Genomic DNA, 20,373 nt, shown 5'->3' with positions numbered 1-20,373 from the left:
GATAGCGTCGCAAAACGGTATGGCCTTGGAAAACGGAAACTTTTAGCATTTTACTGAATGTCTCTACTGTCGATATAAACATCTTCTAATTCTCGATTTAAGCACCAGCGAAATTCACTTGAAAAACTTAGATCAACATTGGCACATTTGGCGTGCGCCTTGTCGAATTTTTCATTGAAGATTTTTTCAGATACATACGCGGCATCACCCTTGGCGGTGACGAGGAGTGCGTGTGCCCCCAGAGCCAGCGTGATCAGCAGAAGATGTTTCATCGGTCCTCTCTGGATTGATCCAGTTTGACCCATATGAGATACCAGCTCTGATCGTTGCTCTCAGCACGGAAAAACACTGGTGTTAATCAACTCAGCAGCCGCCTCGGCACCATTTTTTGCTGGGTGGCGGAACGGATATTTGGTTGGCAACTATCGGTTTTATCTCTGGTGGTGGAGGGGGTAGCAGCTGTGGGAATGGAGCAACCGGAAGACGACGAGATCCCCATGAGGCGTCGTACGGAATAACGACAAGACGGATCGGTTCAGCAGCCCGAACCGATCCCGCCGAGACCAGTAAGAAAGCGCAAAACGTGAAGAGAGGTTTTCGCATCAATGCATGATCTTCGGACAAATTCCTTGTTGCAGTCAGCATTGAACACTTTTGAATTTGTACCGTCCTCAAGCCCAGCTCGATGCAGCATCCAAGCGTTTGAAATGGGTCATCGCAGCTCCACCCCCTTGCCGCGGTAGAAGGCAAAGCGTTCACGGATCGACTCAGCGTCGGGCTTGGGAGTGTCATAAGCCCATACGACGTTGCTGATCACTTGATCCCCAACCACCACATCCCAGTAGCGGGCCGTGCCCTTCCAGCCACAGACCGTTGTGAGATCTGACTCGCGAAAGAGATCAGTCTCCATCGAAGCTCGAGGGAAATAAGGATTTCCATCCACCATCACGATGTCATCGCTGTCAGCCAGCACAGTTCCGTTGAAAATCGCCTGCATGGCTTGGCCCTGGTTGTATTGGGCGCAAGGTTAGGAAGCTGAACCACATTCATGCGTCGATCCAACGTTGTGCTGTACATGACGCAGCAGGTTTGGATGGTGCACTTGGAGCGTCGTTGAGGGTCTGCAGGGATATCACTTCAGTGCTAAAACCCTCACCGTTGCAGGCGCACAACGTCAAAATGTGATCGCTGATGCCATCAGATCTGAATAACATATTCATTTAACGACTTTTTCGTGACTGCTCGATAGGGTTAATTTGTTAGACATTTAGTCATGACAGACATCACAGACAAGTACGAAAAGTACAAGGTCCCCTACAGCACCAACGAAAAGCATTCTCCCGATGAATTTGATCCGAAGGAGAATGGTGGTTTAGATAATCCAGCCAACCGTCACAAAGACAAGTTGCTTGATGATATCTGCGATACGCATCCTGGCTCACCCATGTGCAAGGTGTTTGATTGCTGATCAAATTTTATAGAGTGTTCTCTATAAAATTTCTGGATTGCTGAACCAGACTGAAGTTTGGTGTTCTTGTCCATTTCTTGAATGTCCAGTTGTAATTGATTTTGCAACTGGATTTTTTATGTCGGATTTTTTCATACGACGTCTCCAGCTTAACTCGTGAAGGCTATTGGCAGATCGTGAGTTTCACGACAAGTCTTAGCTTCCTTGTGGATCGCCTTTCAGTTTTATTGTTGTCATCGGGTGATTCATGAAGCATTTTGCTTTGATGGCCGTGCAAGAAACTTAGGAATTGAATGATCCTGAAAATTTAAGGAGTACTTCAAGAATACGTCCTTTTATGGATCTAGAAATAAATATAGAATTGTGGTATCTGATTGGAAATGCAGGCATGGAAGGCAGAAGTTGCACACAAGATTGTTGAAATTGGCGAAAGCCTTCTCAATATTGTCTGGTATAGGGCTAATGAATGACGGCCAGCCTCGCTTGAGGTCATTATTTAGAAACCATCGACCCTGATCCAAAAGGTCGTATTCGTGAAACACTCAAGCTGGCAATCTATTAAGTTACAAATGAACAAACCCTTGAAGATATTTTTGCAACAGATCTCAATGGCTTGAAAAACTGGGGCGACAGCTTTTTGGCGCGTCATATCGCCGTCATCATTTACTGGGTGTTTGCTATCACAACCCTGATCGACTATGAACTTGCTGCTCTTCTGGGGGAAGCAGTAGAGGTTGAGGCACTGAAGACATACTGAAGAATGTTGATCGAGCAGTCGAATGAGTGGTTGAACCAACCAGCCGTACCCACTGCTCTTCGTCATTGGAATAAGTCGAACAGCATGTGGAGGCCGAGAGCTGATCGTCAACCTGCCTTAATGAGGGAAGTTGTCGAAGCCATCATGAAAGATGGGCCGGATCATGTTCATGCAAATGCTCACAAATCTATCGCATTCTGAGTGTAGCCTTTGCTGAGAAAAGCATTGATTTATGATAAATTTAAGCTGGCTTGAGAGTTTGTTTATTTATTTATTTAGTCTTGATGTTTGTGTAACATTAGATCTATCGATTTGAATCATCAGATCAATGTCGTGAAAAAGGTTGCTTGCCCAGATCTTGGCAACGTCTTTTTTGGAGGTGATTGTTTTATGGCCATACGTCTGAAAGGGATTCGAGCTGACCTGTGCTGTCGTAGCGCCGCACGATCTGTTGATGTTGTCCGTTGGCGTCCAGCCATCGCAACCCACAAGCCGTGCAGTTACCCATTTGTCGATCCCGTGCATCAAGCAACACCTCCACCCCAGGTTCCGGCTGCCAAATCAGCCAGTCTCCGCAGGGCACTGTTTCACATTGAATCGGCTGTGAGGGAGGGATGGCTTCGCCCCCACTCTTGGTCTCAATGATGAACACCACCTGATCCACACCGTGGTGCCCATAGCGGGCAACGATTCGCCGACGTTCTTCACCAGAAACAACGCTCAGCTCTCCGACCCAACCAAACGGTGTGACAGAGCTGGGACCCAGTGACCACGCACCCGAGGAGTTCACCTGCATGGTGAAAGGTACGGTCTCGAAGTTCATCGACCGCTGTTGTCCTGTGCGCTTATAGGTGAGGCAGCTTTCAATCAAACCATCCTTTTCTTGCACGTCCAGCGACGTGAAAAATCGATCGTCTTCGATGCCATTGCTGTTGAGACGCATAAAACATCCCTGCCATAGCCCCTTGTTGTGCAGTAACAGGGCGGTGCGGGGATCATGCATGGCCTGATGGACGTGGGTCGGCCACTAATCGTGGCGGTTTCCACCAACGGCTGTGAAAGAGGCTTAGGCCTTCTTGATGGTTTGCATGCACTCTACTTTTTCAGCCATGCTCTGAGGGTTCGTTGATCCCTAAGGGACTCGGAGATCAGCCGCCATGGCTATGCAACAGATGGGTGTGAAGTCCGCACCGAAGCCTTCGGATCACCACATCTCTCGAGATCAATTGTCTGAGTCAAAGTAGAAGAAAGGAAAGGAGGTTGTGATGAATCTCATGAAGTGTTTCCAATTCCCCAATAAAAAAACCACCACCTCCGCGGTTTCTAAGCCTATGCCCCATAAAGTTCAAAACTATTGGGATAAAGTTTGTCATCAAAATCCTGCGAAACCTGGTTGCAAGATCTATGAGAGCTAGGCCCTGCAATGGTAGTTGATGGCGCTTCTAGGTGATCGATGAAGCGCCAAATCATTGAAAACTATTTGAGAACTCGGTGATCGTTATGATCAAAAAAAAGACCGTTATCCTCGACACAAATGTGTTACTCCATGATCCTGAATCACCAAGGAGGTTTGGCTCTGACCAAGTGATCATCCCAATTCAAGTGATTGAAGAGGTTGATCGATTTAAAAAGGATCCGGGCGAAAAGGGTAGAAACGCCAGGCGTGTTTCCAGGTTGTTGGATTCCTTCCGAGCGAAAGGGAATCTGGCCGATGGGGTCTCCATTAATCATGGAATTGGAAGCACGTTAAAAGTTGCATTTTGTAGAAAAGAAACGACCGATCGCCTGCCACCTGAATTAAAAGGGGATAGCGGCGATAATAAAATATTGGCTGTAGCACTGGAAGAACAAAATAAAAGGATGTTAGGTGATGAAAATGAAGTTGTACTAATTTCTAAAGACACAAATTTGAGAATTAAGGCAGATGCAGTTGGCCTTAAGGCAGAAAGCTACACGAACGACTTAATTGATGTTAAAGATCTATACAGGGGATTTAGAACGATTCATGTAAATGACGAAGTCATTGATAGTCTCAATAGCACCGGGTCGTTAACGCTTGATTCAAGTCCAAAACTACTGGAGGCTAAATTAAGAGCAAATGAGGGAGTTGTCTTTAATGGCGAAGGCCAAAAAGGCCACACATATTTGGGTAGATATCATGCAGAAACAAAAAGTATTAAAGGCTTAGAATGGTTGAAGAGAGCAAGGCTTGGTCGGATCAAGTCGAAAAATCTTGAGCAAAGCTTTGCCTTGGATTTGTTGCTCGATCCAAATGTTCAACTTGTGAGTCTTGTTGGTAAAGCGGGAACAGGGAAAACGCTTCTTGCATTAGCTGTGGGGCTACATCTCGTTGCTGATGAAAATTTATATGATAAGTTGTTAGTAACAAGGCCACCAATATCACTCGGAAAAGAGCTTGGATATCTACCTGGAAGCCTTGAAGAAAAGCTGGCGCCATGGATGAAGCCAATTATTGATAATCTGAACTACTTGACTGGTTCAGGTATCGACAAGCAAGGAGATCGATCCAAGAAGCATGTGAGAAATAATAGTACTCATTCATGGGAAGACTTGAAGGGAATGGGATTGATTGAAGTAGAGGCTATTAATTACATTAGAGGGAGATCAATAGCCCATCAATACATACTCGTTGATGAGGCTCAAAACCTTACACCACTAGAGGTCAAGACAATCGTCACAAGAGCAGGAGAAGGAACAAAATTAGTCTTTACGGGAGATCCAAATCAGATTGATAATCCCTATGTCGACTCGGACAGCAATGGGTTGACTTGGCTCGCGGAAAAATTGAAAGGTCAAAATATTGTCGGACATATTACATTGAGCAAGGGTGAACGCAGTCCACTTGCCGAATTAGCAGCAAACATGCTTTGATTTATTAGTAGGCGAAACTAGCTGGAGTTTTATGAGCAAATTTAGTAAAAACTCAGATATTACAAAGTCTAATTTGGAGGCAATTATGCGCTCACCTACTTATCAAATAGCTCATGAAGACCAACAGCTTTTGAATAGTGATGAAATGCGTGGCGTAAGAATGCTGCTTGAAATTAGTAAGCCAGAGCAACATCTTGAATTGGCTGGCATTACATCCACAATTATTGTTTTTGGAGGGGCGCGAATTGTTGATCCAGACAATGCGAAGAAGCAGCTTGCTGAAGCTCAGCAGTTATTAAAGCAAAATCCTGAATCGATAAGCCTTAACCAGAGAGTCCGTAGTTGCGAAGGCCTTTTAGGTTTATCTCGCTTTTATAATGCGGCCAAAGATTTTGCATATTTAGCCTCTAAGTATGGTCAATCAACGGTAGATAAACATGCAAGATGTTCATCCCATGTGATTGTGACTGGTGGAGGCCCGGGGATTATGGAGGCTGCGAATCGAGGTGCATTTGAGGCCGGTTGTCGATCCATCGGTTTGAATATTTCGTTGCCTTTTGAGCAACATCCAAATTCTTATATTACTCCTGAACTATGCTTCCAATTTAATTATTTTTCGATTAGAAAATTTCATTTTGTGATGCGATCTGTTGGAGCAGTTTTGTTTCCGGGTGGTTATGGAACTCTCGATGAATTATTTGAACTTTTAACTCTGAGGCAAGTTGGTACAAAAAGTCCAATGCCAATCGTTCTTTTTGGGAGAGAGTTCTGGGAGCGGTTAATTGATTTCGACTTTCTCGCTGAGTCTGGCTTGATCTCCCTTAACGACCTCAAGCTCTTTCACTTTGCCGACTCAGCAGAAGAAGCTTGGATGCATATCCAGGCTGGCACATCTGAATTTCATAATGCACCTGAGAATACTTGACCTGCTAGGCACAAAATAGTGAAGAACTCAGTCTTGATTCGACTTGTCTTGATAGGAGTGTTGTTATAGATGTATATCGCTTTATTGGCGTACTAAAAGACGATCAATTAAATAAATAAATGCGCATAAAATAGTTGCATGCAATATTCGACTCTTTCAAATATTGTCATCTTTCTTTCAGTGCAATATCCTGTTTTCGCCTCCTCGAAGTCCTGTGTAATTTTATTTTCTTGAATGCTAAGTTTCTCTTTTTATCGTATTTGTTGGTTCTGTGGTAATTGTTTTGTGGCTTCGCTTTCTTGTGGAGAAATTGATGTTTGTTTCTTCTTTATAGCTGAAATTGCATCTTTAGCTTGCTCTAATAAACTCGCTTTCCTTGTGGTTGTGAATTTGTCTACAGAAAGCGACATCGATATTGCGACTGATTGATGGATTAATTTTAATTCGAACTAGCCGGTGGCTTTGAGGTGTGTTGATGGTATTGATAATCCTTTTGCGCATAGCTGTAAAAACAACTACGAATTATTGCAATGACGGTTCTGATGCTGGCAGTTGTTGGCCTTTGCCTGCTGCTTCCTTGTGGATATATTAAGAGTACTCACTATTTTGCATTTCGATAATTTTATCCATAAAGCATTGTGATTATACAACTTTTTGCTCGTTAATTGTTGCTTTAAATTGGCAGAAAGAGTGAATTCTCGGTTGATTTATTCTTGGAGCTAAGTTATGTAGTGTCTTTAAGGACTAATTCTTTAGGCTGAAGTCAAAGGCTTGATGTGCTTTTGGGAGGATGAAGGGCGATATATTTTTTAGCATCATTATTCATCTCCCAGCTCCCCACGTATAAGCCTGTTCCGCATGCGGTTCTGTGTTTACAAGCAAAGCATAAATGGCCATAACATTGTTTGCCAGTACGTTTATCTATTGGTATTCCTCGAAAGGCCAGTAGGGAATGGATATGTTCAAAAAATTCAGAGTCTTTATGAATATATGATCTGATTGCCTCATACATCACTTCTGACATGGTCATGTCCCATGCATTCGCATAGTCCTTGAGGACGGCATGGCATTTGTTAGACATTTGAACTTGGACCTTTTTCATCTCAATTTGGTAGGAAACGGATCTTCTTACGTTGTATCAATTGATTCACTTTTAGCTGTCTCAACTGATACCAATTTTTATTGCTGCATGCCTGCGACGTTTTGTAGCTAAAGCGTGTTTCTAAGGGTCTGTGATCCAGCTTTGTCGGTTTTGCTTGTGCCCTGATGAACTGAGCCAACCATTGGCCCATGCGATTGCCAATTCTTTAGTCCGGCTTGAAGATGTAGCAATTAACTTGGAGGAGAGGTGCTGAACTTTCCCACTGGTCTCGGTGGGCACTGGGGCCAAAGCGCTGGCAACCATGGATTTCGAGAGATTGAACCTCTCTGCAAGCCAGGTCCGAATTTTGATTTATGCCCTTGCTTCTGAAGTCCCACCTCATTCCCTGCGTAAGGGGATGAGGAATATAAAGAGTCGACTCGCTCTTCATCATCTGAGAGTTGGTCCAGGTGCAGACTCAAGCAGTGTTGGCATGAATCATGTTCGGTATCTGAGTGAAGTGCAGTCTGTTGTGTAGATCTTCTCCTATTTCCTCTGCTAGCAAATCTCACCTTCTTCTGTTGTTCGGTTCCCTGACGGTTCTCTACCTCGCAGTGGCGATGAGCAGTTGCGAGATTAATTGAGTAGATAATTTACGGGCAAGATGACAACTGAAATTCGGAATTGGGCTGTTGTTGCGGCAGCAATGGAAGCCAAGGGAGCAACGAACAGCGAAATGTATCGCCGTGCCAAAGCTTTAGCAGAAGGACAAGCCGATCCGATGCCCACAAGTGATCCAGCGGCACCATTCAGTATTACGACGGCTTGATTGATCAGTCTTTAAAGCAAAGCCCCACATCCAGTTCGGGGTTTAATTTACTTTCATTTTCATGACCAACCATCATTTATCAGTAGAGCAGAGGTTCCACCTCGAAGCAGCATTTCGTGAGATTGATGCTTGTGGCGATATCGAAAAGCTTCGCTCTCTTACCAAGCAGATCATCACGGCTCAGGAGAATGACAAGGCGTTTGCTCGTGAGGCCATGGTTCAAGTCCGCAAGGAAATGGATGCTGCAGTCAGTCAGCGCTTCGGCTTCAACTGGGGGCAGGCAACATGATTCCGATCTATTAAGTCGTAGGTGCCTAATGGTCAGTTCCTACAGCTTTTCGATTCGGACCCTGATGAAGCGCTGAGCCACGGCAACGTCTTAATTATGACGCTGATGTCTCGTCGGGCTGACTGGAGTGTCCTTGATCCTGTCCGACCTGACGCTTCAGCCACGCCAGCCATTCTTGATACTCAGTTTCAGCCTGATTCGCCCGCCGATACATCTCCATAAGTTCTGCCAAAGGATTGCCTCGGGATGCCGCTGGTGTAGTTGTAGTGCTTCCAACCCGGTTTAAACAGCTTGAAAACCTAAAGGTTGGTTGCTCTGCCTGGCCAGCTACTTCTTAGTCGCGTTTCACCGCTGAATGCATCCGATGCATTTGGTCATGCTTGGCTTGAGGTTCAAGAGCTCCGATAATCACTGCAGGGGTGATATCTGAGACGGATAAAACATTGTGTTTGAGGCGTGGTTACTTCATGGGGCCAGATTGCACCAACAACAATGATCAAAGTTGAGCTGCTAGCGGCAACAATCCCTGGTATTCCCGGGATTATCGCTGATCACTATTGGTTTCTTATTTTGCGAGACTGCAAGGTACAACCCTATCTCACCTGTGATCGTTGGGAGGTGTGGCAATACCCGTATCAGAATGATTCATGTTGGGGACATCTTCATAAGAATCTTTTGCCTCCCTATCAAGGAGTTGGCAACGGATCCTCTCGATTAGTGCGCCAATGGTTGGATGACGAGGCTTTATTCATCGTGCGGAGAATTGAATCATCCCCATGCAATTACCCATTTATTCAACAATATGCATACTGGCCCGGTCCTAATAGCAACACCTTTGCGCAATGGGTTGTTCGAGATCAGATGACACTCGGAAGACGAGCGATTGGAAGAGGCTTCCCTGTGTCAGAGATGGCTGGATAACCAGCATGATCAATGGCGGTCTTTTGAGGACGTTGCCTGAATACTCATCTCCATGGGAAGCACAACCAAGCCTTGCCAACCGTTGGTTGGGTTGTTGTGTTAGTTATGGATCACGCCAAAGCGCCCGATATAGGGACCACTGCGCGAGAACCGATAACCTTTTTTTCAATGAACAGAAGATCACTCACTCCAGAGCGTGGAGACTCAGCTTCGCGAGTTAATGCCTCCAAGCCAACCAAAAAGCAACCAGAATTAATCACTTGGGAAGAAATTATCGGCAAGCGCTAGATGTAGCTCTTGAGCCGAATTTTGGGCGCTAGATATAGCGCTTGAGCTAAATGCTGGCATCGACTCAGCCTCGTCTGGGCAATCATATTTGCGTGTTGTGTACTGCTTCAGCTGTTTGGCGTCGTGGAGACGCCAGTGGGAGATCCCCTTTGGAGTGTCCAAGCCATCTCGGGATAAGAGGCATGAAGCCTTTGCCTCTCCTGAGCAAATAAACCTCATACTGCGAAACCGTTAGGTCTCCGCATGAAGCTCCCCCTCACCCTTCCTTTGATTGGTTGCACGATCGCGATGGCAAGCATGGTGATTTGGTTTGCAACCAAGGCGTCTGTGGTGTTCTAACCAGCACCCTTGTCGTTTGGTTTGTTCGGCTGATGGCATCGTCGCGATCATGATTTCCCGAACAGCTTCTCCAAGGCATTCCGCTTGTTCTGAAGTGAATTGGCCCGCATCGGCTTGCCCATGGGGCGTGGCTGGCGCGGACGATTCAAAAAAACTTTGCTGAGCCACCAAACCTGAAGACCTACAAAAAGGATTGCCACCAGCCCTAGCTCGAATGCTCCCTGCATCAGTAGTGCTTTCCCCTGTTCTCAAGGGCATCACGTTTGAAGCATTCCAATTCCTCGGGTGAATGGAGCGGGGGTTTCTGACGTCCGCGTGTCAGTCGCTGAAGCAGAACGAGGAGTCGTTTCATCTCACTACTTTGCCTCTGCTCGTCATCTCTGACACTGCACCCGTGTTGGCCGGGCCCTCAACGGATGGGAGGGCATGAAAAAAGCGCCCCTTAAAGGACGCTTTGTTGCGGCTTTACAGGGTGTTTCTGGCCATGTCGACGCCCATATCTGCTCTAAGTAAGAACTAATGAAACGAGGAAGCAGTCAGTTCTCGTAAACCTTGCACCCAGGCGCTGTTGGAGAGGTTTCACACTTTTCATCCCAGTACATGTCGTGCTGAGATTTCATCTCATGTGATGTTTTCGGTGCTTCGGAATTGTTGGCCTTTTCTCCCAAGTCAATAGGAAGACAGCAGTCAAAGAAGCCTGAACAGATGGTCATCATGACGTTCGTTTCGACTGACTTGTATCTACTCTTCTCAGATTGAGAGTCAATAGGTACTTAACACGGTTCTGTTGGTCTTCTTCTTACTAACTTGCCCCTTCATGTTTGTGGCGTCAAACATAACCTCTATGGAATCCATGGTTTTGTGTAGTGATAATGATTCTTTCTGGCTAGTTAAATATTCCTAGGTAGTTTACCCGGCGCAATGTGAGGCTTGACGCCAAAAGAAACTCGTCATAAATATCTCAAAGCTGCAGAAGGGAAATGCATTCAATTAAAGGAGAACACAGTCACAGCACTATCTTTGAGCGATGGCAGGCGGTTGATGAATACTTTGTTTGCATCAGCGAATGTGATCTCTCTGATCAGGTTTGCACAACGCGTTGTGTGCTGACTCACTTGAAGGTGGACGATGAGCCATTGGCTGATGTTGCTCCCTTTTGATCCATTTTGTTTTCACTTGTTGCCAGCGTCGGAGCGGCTAGAGCGGGCTTCTCGTATAGGTCGTTGCGTGTGTGGGGTGATGCGGCCGACGTCTCGAATCTTGGATTCAATGCCAACTGCATGATTTTTTGAATATTAGGCGCCTTGTTTTTTTTCTATATAAAAAGCAAAATGTGGTCATGTTGCTTAGGGAATAGTCACCTTTGAGCCTTATTCGCGTAAACATGTATGTCTTTATTTGCTATTTGCTTGCAGAGTAGTTTTCTTCTCGGTGCAAGTTTGACAAATATAGTATTGTCCATTTGCTTTAATTTAAGCGATTAATGATCTCTTCTCAGTCGATAATTACGAAGTTTGGTGGAGAGCGGACCACAGGTCATCCCTTTAAGTTTGATCGAAAGTCACCGATCAAAATTTCTTTGACGAGGGCGGAGTTCCTTCAGGCTGGCTGTGAAAAGATGAGTCTTCCCATGGGGCCAAGGTTGCATGAGGAATGTGAGACCAAAGTGCCAAGAGGAGAGCTCACCGATGCTTCTGCTGAAGCCTGTCAAAAGGCTATCCAGGCTGCTTATATCCATGTGTATGGCAATGCTCATCTTATGGATTATGAGCGTTCGGTTGAGTTGGAATCTCAGCTTTTAAATGGTGAAATAGCCATGAAAGACTTTGTTAAAGGGATCGCAAAATCAGAGTTCTATGAGCGTAATTTTTATACGAATTGTTCTCCAATGCGGACGATTGAACTAGATTTCAAGCATCTGCTTGGAAGGGTACCTTATAACCAATCAGAAATTTCTGAGTTGATTGCTCTCCAAGCTGAGTTCGGGCATGCAGCTGTTATTGATGCAATGGTTGATTCTGCTGAGTATTTGGAAACGTTTGGTAAGCATACGGTTCCATATATGCGTTCTTGGAAATCATCTGCTGGTGCTCCCCAGGTTACGTTTAATCGAACAGCCGCCATGTCGCTGGGGTATGCCTACTCGGACAAAGCGATTGGTGCTTCTAGTCAATTAAACCAATCATTTTCGGCTCAGCCCAATCACTGTATTGTCTTTCCGAAGGGTAGTGATTTCGAATATATGGAAATGTCCATGGCATGGTCTGGTGGCAAGCCGCCGAAGATTGTTACCAAAATTGCAACTGTTTTTACAATTGCCGGCCTGATTGAAGTAACTCGAGTGGTAGCAATTGTTGCCTTTTCTGCAGTAGCCACATAAGGGGATTTCTTTAGATCCTTTGCTATCTTTAGGTTGCTCAGTTCAACTTACATGACTTGAACTAAGAAATCCTTTATTTGGTTCAAGAAGACTTAAAGCCCCTTCGCAAGACGGGGCTTTTGATGTGATAGTTGCTCACCTTGTCGCTAAGAAGTAACCATCCAGAAAGTCTGTTATGCTGGTTGATTCTCCTAGACATGCCGTTAGTGAATGTCGGTCAATAATTTCATTTCCAAATAAGCTAAATTTGGTTCCATTTAATGCAAAGTTGAAATTTTCCCCATCCAAAATAATAAAAAGTCTCTTACCAACTGATTGAAGAAATCAAGTTGTCTTGTAATGAGACCGTCATTAAGAAGACCGTTATTAAGACGACCGTGGATGGATAATTCCTTGTTTGCATCTCTGAGGGTGTTTGTTTGGAGTATCCATGCCTGTGGGATGCCCAAGATCATTTGAGAAATTTTGAACTCTATGGGCTAATGACCAAACGATGGGAAATTGAACCGTCCTGGTGAAGATTTTGAGTGAAACTGATTTGGTTCATTATAAGAATGCTCAAGGCTGAAAGACTTCATCAAGATAATGTCTTCGAAACATCCCTTTTCATTACGGACTGCTTATTCGAGCGGCCTATGGCCTGAAGTCTGCTTAAGAATCGCACGCCCTTTTTTTGACTGGCTTAACTTGCGGATTCAGAGGGCACGCAAGCGCATGGAAGGGCTTGTGTTTCCCGTCGTGAATGAGGGTGCCCATCGGCTCAGCATTCATCGAATCGAACTTCATTGGTGTTCCTACTTTTTGCCTAACTGTTCTAACCATATTGATCAGGTAACCGCTGATGACTGACTTTCAGAAGCTTGTATGACTCGTGCATGCAACTGGCTAACCAGTCAGCTCAGTATTCCCACGACGCTGGTGCAGTTTTGGATGTTGCCGTTGATTGCTTTCGTGATTGCGGCACTCGGAAGTTTTCTTATCTTTAAAATGTGGAAGAACGATCGATGATGCAATTAAAAATGGCTATCGGACTACTTAGCCTGCTTTTTTGTCCTCTCCCATTAGAGGCATCGATCATCCTTCGTGTTATTGATGGAGACAGAGTAATTGCAAGCTTTCAAGGCAAGCAAACTAAAATTCGTCTTGCATGTATCGAGGCACCGGAGATCGGGCAGGCTCCCCATGGACGAATCGCTAGAAATACATTAATTGGACTTTTACCTCGTCATTCAAGAATCAATGTTCAACCGCTAAATTATGATCAGAATGGTTGGCTTGTTGCCAATATTCTTAGCCTTGGTGGTGTCGATATTGGTGAGGAATTAATTCGTCTTGGATTGGTTTATGCCCATAATACGAGTCTGTCCTACTGCGATGGCCCGAAGCTACTCCTTATCGAAGATCAAGCTCGTCAATCTAGGATTGGAATATGGAAGGATACTCAGCAAGGTTTATCGAGGCCCTGGCTCTATCGATAATGAATGAGGCGCCTGCACTGCCCTTTTGTTGATGAGGGCTGCATCCTGTTTGCAAACCGATTCGCTGCGATATCTCTTGAATATCAATTAGAAATCATTAAAAGACCCAACACCAAGGCTGGGTCAAACTCTCACAGTATTTTCTTCTGTGGTTGTGCGTGCGACATGCCGGTTCGAGACATGGGTTATCTGAAGGCCAGCTGTCCGCCGGACATCGAGTTATGCATGAGGTCTGTAGCGTAACGGCGACCTGCCTTCTGAGCGTCACGAATCGACTTGTAATTTCCAACAAAGTCGTACTCAATTCCGTCAACAGTTGCTGCGACAGCATACATTCTGTCGGCTACTTTCTTGACTGTCCAACGTAAGTAACAGGCAGGAGACTTTGACTGGCCAGACATTCTTTCCTCCGTTTATGTTTGGCAAACTTAAACAAGAATTTCAAAAAAAATCCTCTTTCTTATCATTTTGAAAATAGGTAATTATATTTTCTTCGGTTTTTGATCTCGCTGTTCAAGGCGTCGCTCCGAGATGACGATGGATCGATTCTTCTCTGGATATCCGTGATTAGCTGATTAGCTGAGTTAGCAGTGCCGCGGACGCCAACCCACCAAAGAAAAGGAATGTGGGTAGCAGTGCTGGCCAAACTGCAGTCTGTGACTGATCGGTCATCTGTCTTTACCTCGATTTCGGACAACCTAAAAGAACTCACCATCACATTGCGTGCCCTTGTGACGGTCTAGTTGCATTCACCTTGGCCGATTCCAGGCCAAACATTCTTCGAAGCCTTTCGATTGGATGAATGGCTGCTTTGAAGCAAGACTAAGCTCGGCTTTGTTCTTGGGTGTATCCACTCGTGTGGCGGAGGCTTTATCGGCATCGATGCAGATTTCGTTTGCATGTGTATGCAGTGTTGTGCTGATCGTCGCGTAGTAGAAACCGACGACAAGTCATCGTCGTCATACGTGTTTGGACCAATCGAATCTCATGGACATGATTTCGAAGATCGTCATTGCCCATGGGGAGATGACCATCCACTGGGGATAACATTCGTGGAATCAATGGATAAAAACGTTTCGTCTACCCATTGTTGTAGGGCTCGATGATGGCTTCTATCTTTGACATCAGCGCTGACGTGTTCTTCGGTCTGCTTGTGTCGATCGATTCGATGACTTTCTCCAATCATTTTTTCGTTGTTGTGAGGAACCAGGTTTGGCTTTTGCCTTTTGACCCGTACGTACTGATTGGGAAGATCGACGTTGCCGTTGACCGCCTTGTTTCAGCGGTTCAGCTTTTAAGATTTTTTGTTCAAATCCAACAACAGCAACTTTTGGGAGTGGATTGCCGATAAATTTCTCAATCGCCTTGAGTAATAGGGCTTCTTCTGCTGCAACTAATGAGATGGCATGTCCATTCTCACCGGCCCGTCCTGTCCGTCCAATGCGATGGACATAATCTTCGGCGACATTTGGTAAATCAAGATTGATCACATATGGCAGTTGATGGATATCAATTCCTCGTGCGGCAATATCTGTGGCAACTAATATTTTGACGTCTCCATTTTTGAATCCTTCGAGTGCCCTTGTTCTGGCTCCTTGGCTTTTATTTCCGTGAATTGCTGATGCCTTTATGTGTTGATGGCACAGAATTTTTACAACTTTATCGGCACCATGTTTTGTCCGTGCAAAAACCAGCACCTGCTTCCATTCGTTTGTTTTGATGAGATGGCAGAGCAGGTCAACTTTGCGAGCCATGTCGCAAGGATGGACAAGATGTTCAATCGTGGGAGCAGCTTTGTTTTGAACTGAGGCTTTGATTTCAACGGGATCGTTCAGTAATCCGAGGGCAAGTTTTTTGATTGGGGCACTAAATGTCGCCGAAAACATCATATTTTGACGCTTCTTGGGCAAGAATTCAATCACCTTCTTGATATCTCGAATAAAACCCATATCGAGCATCCGATCTGCTTCATCGAGAACTAAAATCTTGAGATTGTCGAATCGAATAGTCTTTTGATTGATTAGATCGAGTAAGCGGCCTGGTGTTGCCACAAGAATATCGACTCCACCTTGCAGTCGTTTAACTTGCGGACGAATGCTAACTCCACCAAAAACAGCATCAGATCGTATGCCCAGATATTTCGTGTATCCCTTCGCGTTGGCCTCAACTTGTGCTGCCAGTTCTCTGGTTGGTGTCAGAATAAGGGAATGTACTTGCAACCGTTTCGGCTTATCTTCTACTCGAAGTAACTCTATGATTGGCAGAATAAAAGCCGCTGTTTTTCCAGTTCCAGTTTGGGCTGATGCCATTATATCTTTGCCCTGCAATACCTCCGGTATCGTTAGGGTCTGAATTGGTGTTGGCGATAGATATCCTGCTTCTCTGATCGATCTGACTGTTTCAGCACAAAGGTTGAGTTGCTCAAAGGTCAATGTGTTGTTGTTGTCGTTCCTTGGATTTGAAATAATTGGTGAATGATCCTTCATTGATACTACACCCATCGACACTGGCTTTTCTGCGTTCAGCATCGTGTTGCTCTGGTGTTTGGAAAGAACCGAGTTGTGTGATGTTTTATGTGGTGTCGACCATGATCTATAAACTCGTCAGTTGTGAACTCTATTGATTGTGGGGGTGGCGGAGTGAGGGTTCAGCAGGTTGACTGGGTTGTGATGATCATTGTTATGACTCGTGTTCTCAAGGACCAATGGATTTCGATCACGATCGCTTCTATGTCTCTGATTGGGTTGTTTTGGCTCGAGCTGGGCGTCTGGTGATCTCCAGTTCGTTAAGTTCAGATGTTGTTATTATGACGTCCGACATCGAACCGAATGTTGCATCGAAGCTGTATCTATAGTGACTTGTCTTGATTTTTCTATTGTTCAGTTCTGCAAAGTATGTAGATATTGAAATGATTAAGCATTCGTGCTGGTCTCGCAATTATTGCTCTCTCTGTTTGAATAACTTTTTCGTCTGCATATAAATCATGTTTAAATATTGTTTATATCGCTATGATGCCAAGATGACATGATTGCAGGAAAATTATTAACTATGGTCAGTAATTATGATTTGTTAGCAGTATATGTGTTGCATTTGTAGAGAGATTTTTATTCCAATTGCATGAGTTAAAAAGTATTGTATTGATTGCTTTGCTAGTAGCAGTATATCGCACGTTAGTGCAGTGATTCGCCAGTCCGCATATCTAGTTATTCCATGAGATATTGCCCTTCTCTTTTTTTTCCGCTGTATCTAAATTAAGCCAGAGTTCACCACCGATGCCCTGTCCCTTAATTTTTCGAACTCCGATCCTGTGGGCTCCGAGGGGGCCAATGCAGTTGCCAATTGTAGTTGGTGGGATGTATCCATCTTTTCGTGGAATGTAGTCGTACTGCTGGTAAAATTTATAATATCCATTAGTATTATGAAGTCCAATCATTATAGTAAAAGTGGGTGTTAGGGCCCCTTTTATGATTCCAATCTTGCACTCTTTGTATGCTTTTATCATGCTATGCCTTACAAGTCGGTCTGCTGCTGCCTCTTGAATTCCGAAAAGCAGAGGTAAAGAAATTGCGCTCATAATCGTAATCACAGTAATGACGACGACTGTTTCAACTAAGGAGAAGCCACTACTGTCCTTCGAGTTTTTCGATTGGTGAAATGGCTTGAGGCGTCTTTGTGAGTAACTCTTGCTAATGGTCGAGAATCAATTCCAGTCGTGTGTATTCTAATCATAAATTCTATTTTGCGATAGTAGTGCTTTCCATTCTTATTTCTTTGGCTGTTTGGTCGGCTTTTTAGAGTCCTTATGGTTTAGTTCTTCTCCCTCGCTCCTTGTAACCTTGAAATCTTTTCTCGTTACCTTCTTGAACAATGAAAGTGGATTCATTCTTTGGTTTTTGTGGGGGAGGTATCCATTTCTTCGCATGTTCAACCCTGATCAAAGGTTTTGTGCGGTATGTCAGGGTTAAATCAAGGTTGTTATGCGTATTGAATGAATAAGAAGTTTCTAATTGATTTAATTCCCCCGCTTTTGTTTCTATTCCAAGGCATTCCGTTGCAATAGCGTCAATTTAGCCTCCGCGATGGTCAGAATTTATTGATGTGGAAGCAAACTGAAAGTTCTAGCAAAGGAGCCAACCCTCAAGATGGTGAGGGTTGGCTCGTGAATGACCAGCAAGGGCTGGTCTGTGAGTTCAGCGTTGATGATCCGTCAATCCAAGATTCATGGACCACTATCCGAACCTTTCGCTGGAGAAAACCTGACTATCCCATTCCGCAGTCGCGTCGGCGCTTACTGAGAGATGGCGCCATTGAGGAGTGGAAAAGGATGCAAGCCGCAGGCTGGAGGCGATGCTTTCCCCCAGTACGTTGAATAACGCTCTTGCTAAACGCTCAAAAATATGTGAGGTTATTATTACGCTAAAGAATCCTCGTCTTAAGGATCCACAGCGCGAGAACCGATAAAAGCGATGACATGAGCAAAAAAGACCTGACTGCCAGAAGGGAGATCAAACAGGCTGAACCCCAATCCGACGACGCACAACTCACCGGATATGAATCTCCTCAGCGACGTCGTTTTTTGCGCGAGCTAGCGGCGGAAGAACCTTGCGGCGAATAATTTCAATGTTGTTGAGTGATCAGTATTCTTTACAATCTTTCTTTTGAGCTTGTTTGCAAGCAGTTTATTGGTTGTATTCATTAGGATGTCTTCAATTACGTTGGTTTTTCTGAGCGTTTTCTCTCTGCTCTTTAGTACGTTAATCTAATGCAGTATCAAGTTCGTGTCGACGACGGCGAAAGTTCTGTTGTAGTTGAATCATTTAGTGAATTGGGACAAGCTGTCGATTGTTATGTGCTTCAAATTCTGGCCCTGACGCAGGCCGATGTAGACATCCAACTTGTTCAGTTGATTGGTGAAGATGATGAATGCGTTCCGATTACGTCCCATACTTTTGTTTGAGCAGATCCATACTGGTGATCTCAAACGTTTGAATGACGTTCATAGTTCCTTGGCTATTTGAAACGCCATGAGGACTAGCTTTTCAGCCTCAAGTTCGACAAGATTAGCTAACCATCTCGTCGTTAATTTCCGACATGCCTCTCCCTAAGTGGTCCACCATGACTGATGAGAGTCAGGCAATGGTCAAAAAAACAGGCGTTGGCCTGGGTGTTGGCATCCTTGTGGTGTGGATTGCTCTTGGCTTCGTGAAGGCTATCTTGCCTCTCGTTTTTCTTGGCGGTGTGGTGTATGTCGCTTGGAAGGTCATGAATAAGCAATGAATTATTGGAAAAGTGATTTTGTGTTGCTGACCTCCCCTTGCGCATCGCTTCCATTGACCTTGTAATTCTCAGCAATGAGCCTTATTTCCGTGGATCAGGCTGAAATCAACAACTGGGCAAGGATCGCTGTTGATCTAGAGGTTGCCGGCGAGGTTGATAACGTTCTATATGAACGGGCACGTGCCATTGCGCTTGGGCAAGTTGGTCCAAGGCCTAACTACCCGTTGGTGATAGCAGACGAACTACCGTTAGTTGCCTAAAAGGTTTGCCAGGTGCTTGTAAGCCATTGAGGGGCAATGGACCACCAGATCGCACACGACACAAAAATGGCTGCCAGCCCAATGAGTGAGGTGACCAGCTGATCATTCGCTTCGTTCGACAGCTTTTTAGCCTTTCCCATGACGCGTTCATAATCCTTCTTCTGGTTGTAGTGCTCCCATAGCAATAGAACTACCCGTTGATGTACTCAGTCATCCATGGCATTCCCAAGGCTGAGTGATTGATCTGCTCTCTGCGCGTCTCATCTGTGATCACCCCTGTCACTGGCCCCATGTTTTGGCAGGTTCGGCTTCAACCATCCACGGATGCTCGTGAGATCGCGTAACGTTTCTTCATACGTGAAATTTGTTATGGGCGACTACTCCTCTGCCATCCTCGCTTTGATTGCTGTGACTGCGGTTTTGACAACCGGTGTGGTCTACGTCTTGGCTCAGCCAACCGACGTTCCTGTGGCAAAGAGAGAAGGTTGATTTTATGTTGACTTTCCTCTTCCCAATTGTTTTCACAGCAGCGTTTGTCTTCCTTCTAGTTCAGGCATTCCGAATGATGACCCTGGGCTTCAGCACGAATGGATCTTATTCATCATCAAAACGTCATGACCGTACCGGCTTGCTGACGACGCATCCTGAAATTCTCGACCAAAACGGAGACATCACGTCTGAGGATTTACTTGTTGTGAAATTTCCAGAGATCGGTGAGTCGGAAGTTGCGCCGGCTTGAATTTCTAATTTAAATATTCTTGCTAGTGTTGGATTAATTTATTATTTTGTATCGATTAATATGCCTTATTTTTTTCATTTATTATCAGATCATGATCAACTATTGATTGAACATCTTAATAACATCTCAATAACATCTCAATAACATCTCAATAATTTCCCAATGACATCCCAGTTCTCAAACACTATTCCCTAACATATTATTAATGGATAATCTGCAATCTTCAACTATTGATCGGATTATAGAAATGGCTTGGGAAGATCGCACATCGTTTGAGGCGATTCAGTATCAGTTTGGATTGTCTGAAAGCGATGTGATTGCGCTTATGCGAAAGGAGATGAAATCATCCTCTTTTCGTATTTGGCGAAAAAGAGTTTCTGGTCGTAAAACAAAGCATGCAGCGACCAATCTTTCCTATCGGTTTAAGGCTCACTGTCATAAGTAGGGTTT

24 protein-coding genes are annotated in these 20,373 nt (G+C 44.7%); 17 read left to right on the top strand and 7 right to left on the bottom strand.

Annotated features, from left to right (window positions below):
* Positions 1 to 50: 50 nt before the first annotated feature.
* The gene (locus tag BL107_RS11585) at positions 51 to 272 is read right to left on the bottom strand and encodes a hypothetical protein (protein ID WP_156779468.1); all 222 of its coding nucleotides are present in this window, start codon (positions 270 to 272) and stop codon (positions 51 to 53) included.
* Positions 273 to 326: 54 nt separating this feature from the next.
* Here BL107_RS11585 and BL107_RS11580 point away from each other — a divergent pair, with 54 nt between their 5' ends.
* On the top strand, positions 327 to 518 hold the full coding sequence (locus BL107_RS11580) for a hypothetical protein (RefSeq protein ID WP_037988570.1): 192 nt from the start codon (positions 327 to 329) through the stop codon (positions 516 to 518).
* A 194-nt stretch (positions 519 to 712) separates the two neighbouring features.
* On the opposite strand, the gene BL107_RS11575 is transcribed toward BL107_RS11580, so the two are convergent.
* Positions 713 to 997, bottom strand: a complete 285-nt coding sequence (locus tag BL107_RS11575) for a DUF427 domain-containing protein (RefSeq protein WP_009790556.1) — start codon at positions 995 to 997, stop codon at positions 713 to 715.
* 276 nt (positions 998 to 1,273) lie between these two features.
* Here BL107_RS11575 and BL107_RS11570 point away from each other — a divergent pair, with 276 nt between their 5' ends.
* Positions 1,274 to 1,468 (top strand): hypothetical protein, encoded by a 195-nt coding sequence (locus BL107_RS11570; protein ID WP_009790555.1) that lies wholly within the window; start codon positions 1,274 to 1,276, stop codon positions 1,466 to 1,468.
* A gap of 613 nt (positions 1,469 to 2,081) precedes the next feature.
* Positions 2,082 to 2,225, top strand: a complete 144-nt coding sequence (locus tag BL107_RS13180) for a plastoquinol terminal oxidase (RefSeq protein ID WP_009790554.1) — start codon at positions 2,082 to 2,084, stop codon at positions 2,223 to 2,225.
* 388 nt (positions 2,226 to 2,613) lie between these two features.
* Here BL107_RS13180 and BL107_RS11560 read toward each other — a convergent pair whose 3' ends face one another.
* Complete coding sequence (locus tag BL107_RS11560) at positions 2,614 to 3,228, bottom strand: DUF3598 family protein (RefSeq protein ID WP_009790553.1); 615 nt, start codon at positions 3,226 to 3,228, stop codon at positions 2,614 to 2,616.
* Positions 3,229 to 3,725: 497 nt separating this feature from the next.
* Here BL107_RS11560 and BL107_RS11550 point away from each other — a divergent pair, with 497 nt between their 5' ends.
* Both BL107_RS11550 and BL107_RS11545 read left to right on the top strand, forming a co-directional pair.
* Positions 3,726 to 5,117, top strand: a complete 1,392-nt coding sequence (locus tag BL107_RS11550; protein ID WP_009790552.1) for a PhoH family protein — start codon at positions 3,726 to 3,728, stop codon at positions 5,115 to 5,117.
* Positions 5,118 to 5,148: 31 nt separating this feature from the next.
* Positions 5,149 to 6,042: an LOG family protein gene (locus tag BL107_RS11545; protein ID WP_009790551.1), complete on the top strand. Its 894-nt coding sequence runs from the start codon at positions 5,149 to 5,151 to the stop codon at positions 6,040 to 6,042.
* 251 nt (positions 6,043 to 6,293) lie between these two features.
* Here BL107_RS11545 and BL107_RS12795 read toward each other — a convergent pair whose 3' ends face one another.
* Complete coding sequence (locus BL107_RS12795; protein WP_156779467.1) at positions 6,294 to 6,452, bottom strand: hypothetical protein; 159 nt, start codon at positions 6,450 to 6,452, stop codon at positions 6,294 to 6,296.
* Positions 6,453 to 7,787: 1,335 nt separating this feature from the next.
* Between BL107_RS12795 and BL107_RS13010 the strand changes: the two genes are divergently transcribed.
* The 4 genes from BL107_RS13010 (at position 7,788) to BL107_RS11530 (ending at position 9,162) form a co-directional block, all read left to right on the top strand.
* Positions 7,788 to 7,952 carry a hypothetical protein gene (locus BL107_RS13010; RefSeq protein WP_009790550.1) on the top strand — a complete coding sequence of 55 codons (165 nt, stop codon included), beginning with the start codon at positions 7,788 to 7,790 and terminating at the stop codon, positions 7,950 to 7,952.
* 61 nt (positions 7,953 to 8,013) lie between these two features.
* Complete coding sequence (locus tag BL107_RS11535) at positions 8,014 to 8,241, top strand: hypothetical protein (protein ID WP_009790549.1); 228 nt, start codon at positions 8,014 to 8,016, stop codon at positions 8,239 to 8,241.
* Between the two features lie 21 nt (positions 8,242 to 8,262).
* Entirely contained in the window at positions 8,263 to 8,463 is a 201-nt protein-coding gene (locus tag BL107_RS12790) for a hypothetical protein (protein WP_156779466.1), read from the top strand.
* Between the two features lie 270 nt (positions 8,464 to 8,733).
* Positions 8,734 to 9,162 carry a DUF3750 domain-containing protein gene (locus tag BL107_RS11530; protein WP_037988563.1) on the top strand — a complete coding sequence of 143 codons (429 nt, stop codon included), beginning with the start codon at positions 8,734 to 8,736 and terminating at the stop codon, positions 9,160 to 9,162.
* 674 nt (positions 9,163 to 9,836) lie between these two features.
* Here the strand turns inward: BL107_RS11530 and BL107_RS11525 are convergent.
* Positions 9,837 to 9,989, bottom strand: a complete 153-nt coding sequence (locus tag BL107_RS11525) for a hypothetical protein (RefSeq protein WP_232193017.1) — start codon at positions 9,987 to 9,989, stop codon at positions 9,837 to 9,839.
* 1,283 nt (positions 9,990 to 11,272) lie between these two features.
* Between BL107_RS11525 and BL107_RS11515 the strand changes: the two genes are divergently transcribed.
* Both BL107_RS11515 and BL107_RS11505 read left to right on the top strand, forming a co-directional pair.
* A complete protein-coding gene (locus tag BL107_RS11515; protein WP_009790545.1) occupies positions 11,273 to 12,169 on the top strand; it encodes a phycobilisome rod-core linker polypeptide in 897 nt (298 codons plus the stop codon).
* Between the two features lie 989 nt (positions 12,170 to 13,158).
* A complete protein-coding gene (locus BL107_RS11505) occupies positions 13,159 to 13,647 on the top strand; it encodes a thermonuclease family protein (protein ID WP_232193008.1) in 489 nt (162 codons plus the stop codon).
* Positions 13,648 to 14,771: 1,124 nt separating this feature from the next.
* Here the strand turns inward: BL107_RS11505 and BL107_RS11495 are convergent.
* Both BL107_RS11495 and BL107_RS11490 read right to left on the bottom strand, forming a co-directional pair.
* Positions 14,772 to 16,175 carry a DEAD/DEAH box helicase gene (locus tag BL107_RS11495; RefSeq protein ID WP_009790540.1) on the bottom strand — a complete coding sequence of 468 codons (1,404 nt, stop codon included), beginning with the start codon at positions 16,173 to 16,175 and terminating at the stop codon, positions 14,772 to 14,774.
* A 671-nt stretch (positions 16,176 to 16,846) separates the two neighbouring features.
* Positions 16,847 to 17,338 (bottom strand): prepilin-type N-terminal cleavage/methylation domain-containing protein, encoded by a 492-nt coding sequence (locus tag BL107_RS11490; protein ID WP_156779465.1) that lies wholly within the window; start codon positions 17,336 to 17,338, stop codon positions 16,847 to 16,849.
* Between the two features lie 405 nt (positions 17,339 to 17,743).
* Here BL107_RS11490 and BL107_RS11485 point away from each other — a divergent pair, with 405 nt between their 5' ends.
* The 6 genes from BL107_RS11485 (at position 17,744) to BL107_RS12420 (ending at position 20,368) form a co-directional block, all read left to right on the top strand.
* Positions 17,744 to 18,016, top strand: coding sequence for a DUF1651 domain-containing protein (locus BL107_RS11485; protein WP_009790537.1), 273 nt, complete (start codon positions 17,744 to 17,746; stop codon positions 18,014 to 18,016).
* A 102-nt stretch (positions 18,017 to 18,118) separates the two neighbouring features.
* Positions 18,119 to 18,262: a hypothetical protein gene (locus BL107_RS12785; protein ID WP_156779464.1), complete on the top strand. Its 144-nt coding sequence runs from the start codon at positions 18,119 to 18,121 to the stop codon at positions 18,260 to 18,262.
* A 147-nt stretch (positions 18,263 to 18,409) separates the two neighbouring features.
* A complete protein-coding gene (locus tag BL107_RS11480) occupies positions 18,410 to 18,604 on the top strand; it encodes a hypothetical protein (RefSeq protein ID WP_009790536.1) in 195 nt (64 codons plus the stop codon).
* Between the two features lie 158 nt (positions 18,605 to 18,762).
* Positions 18,763 to 18,924: a hypothetical protein gene (locus tag BL107_RS11475; RefSeq protein WP_232193006.1), complete on the top strand. Its 162-nt coding sequence runs from the start codon at positions 18,763 to 18,765 to the stop codon at positions 18,922 to 18,924.
* A 753-nt stretch (positions 18,925 to 19,677) separates the two neighbouring features.
* Positions 19,678 to 19,923, top strand: a complete 246-nt coding sequence (locus BL107_RS11465; RefSeq protein ID WP_037988557.1) for a DUF2973 domain-containing protein — start codon at positions 19,678 to 19,680, stop codon at positions 19,921 to 19,923.
* A 205-nt stretch (positions 19,924 to 20,128) separates the two neighbouring features.
* On the top strand, positions 20,129 to 20,368 hold the full coding sequence (locus BL107_RS12420) for a TIGR03643 family protein (RefSeq protein WP_009790531.1): 240 nt from the start codon (positions 20,129 to 20,131) through the stop codon (positions 20,366 to 20,368).
* The last annotated feature ends 5 nt before the right edge of the window (positions 20,369 to 20,373 follow it).

It is taken from the genome of Synechococcus sp. BL107, assembly GCF_000153805.1.
In the GTDB taxonomy this organism is placed as follows: domain Bacteria; phylum Cyanobacteriota; class Cyanobacteriia; order PCC-6307; family Cyanobiaceae; genus Parasynechococcus.
The sequence above is the reverse complement of the archived record's forward strand: the minus strand, read 5'-3'. Positions and strand labels throughout refer to the sequence as shown.

Bases quoted from the DNA above. Each gene is read 5' to 3' on its own strand.
- BL107_RS11585 (WP_156779468.1), bottom strand. From the start codon at position 272: ATGAAACATCTTCTGCTGATCACGCTGGCTCTGGGGGCACACGCACTC.
- BL107_RS11575 (WP_009790556.1), bottom strand. From the start codon at position 997: ATGCAGGCGATTTTCAACGGAACTGTGCTGGCTGACAGCGATGACATC.
- BL107_RS11570 (WP_009790555.1), top strand. From the start codon at position 1,274: ATGACAGACATCACAGACAAGTACGAAAAGTACAAGGTCCCCTACAGC.
- BL107_RS11560 (WP_009790553.1), bottom strand. From the start codon at position 3,228: ATGCATGATCCCCGCACCGCCCTGTTACTGCACAACAAGGGGCTATGG.
- BL107_RS11550 (WP_009790552.1), top strand. From the start codon at position 3,726: ATGATCAAAAAAAAGACCGTTATCCTCGACACAAATGTGTTACTCCAT.
- BL107_RS11545 (WP_009790551.1), top strand. From the start codon at position 5,149: ATGAGCAAATTTAGTAAAAACTCAGATATTACAAAGTCTAATTTGGAG.
- BL107_RS12795 (WP_156779467.1), bottom strand. From the start codon at position 6,452: ATGTCGCTTTCTGTAGACAAATTCACAACCACAAGGAAAGCGAGTTTA.
- BL107_RS13010 (WP_009790550.1), top strand. From the start codon at position 7,788: ATGACAACTGAAATTCGGAATTGGGCTGTTGTTGCGGCAGCAATGGAA.
- BL107_RS11535 (WP_009790549.1), top strand. From the start codon at position 8,014: ATGACCAACCATCATTTATCAGTAGAGCAGAGGTTCCACCTCGAAGCA.
- BL107_RS11530 (WP_037988563.1), top strand. From the start codon at position 8,734: ATGATCAAAGTTGAGCTGCTAGCGGCAACAATCCCTGGTATTCCCGGG.
- BL107_RS11515 (WP_009790545.1), top strand. From the start codon at position 11,273: ATGATCTCTTCTCAGTCGATAATTACGAAGTTTGGTGGAGAGCGGACC.
- BL107_RS11495 (WP_009790540.1), bottom strand. From the start codon at position 16,175: ATGCTGAACGCAGAAAAGCCAGTGTCGATGGGTGTAGTATCAATGAAG.
- BL107_RS11485 (WP_009790537.1), top strand. From the start codon at position 17,744: ATGTGGAAGCAAACTGAAAGTTCTAGCAAAGGAGCCAACCCTCAAGAT.
- BL107_RS12785 (WP_156779464.1), top strand. From the start codon at position 18,119: ATGAGCAAAAAAGACCTGACTGCCAGAAGGGAGATCAAACAGGCTGAA.
- BL107_RS11480 (WP_009790536.1), top strand. From the start codon at position 18,410: ATGCAGTATCAAGTTCGTGTCGACGACGGCGAAAGTTCTGTTGTAGTT.
- BL107_RS11475 (WP_232193006.1), top strand. From the start codon at position 18,763: ATGACTGATGAGAGTCAGGCAATGGTCAAAAAAACAGGCGTTGGCCTG.
- BL107_RS11465 (WP_037988557.1), top strand. From the start codon at position 19,678: ATGTTGACTTTCCTCTTCCCAATTGTTTTCACAGCAGCGTTTGTCTTC.
- BL107_RS12420 (WP_009790531.1), top strand. From the start codon at position 20,129: ATGGATAATCTGCAATCTTCAACTATTGATCGGATTATAGAAATGGCT.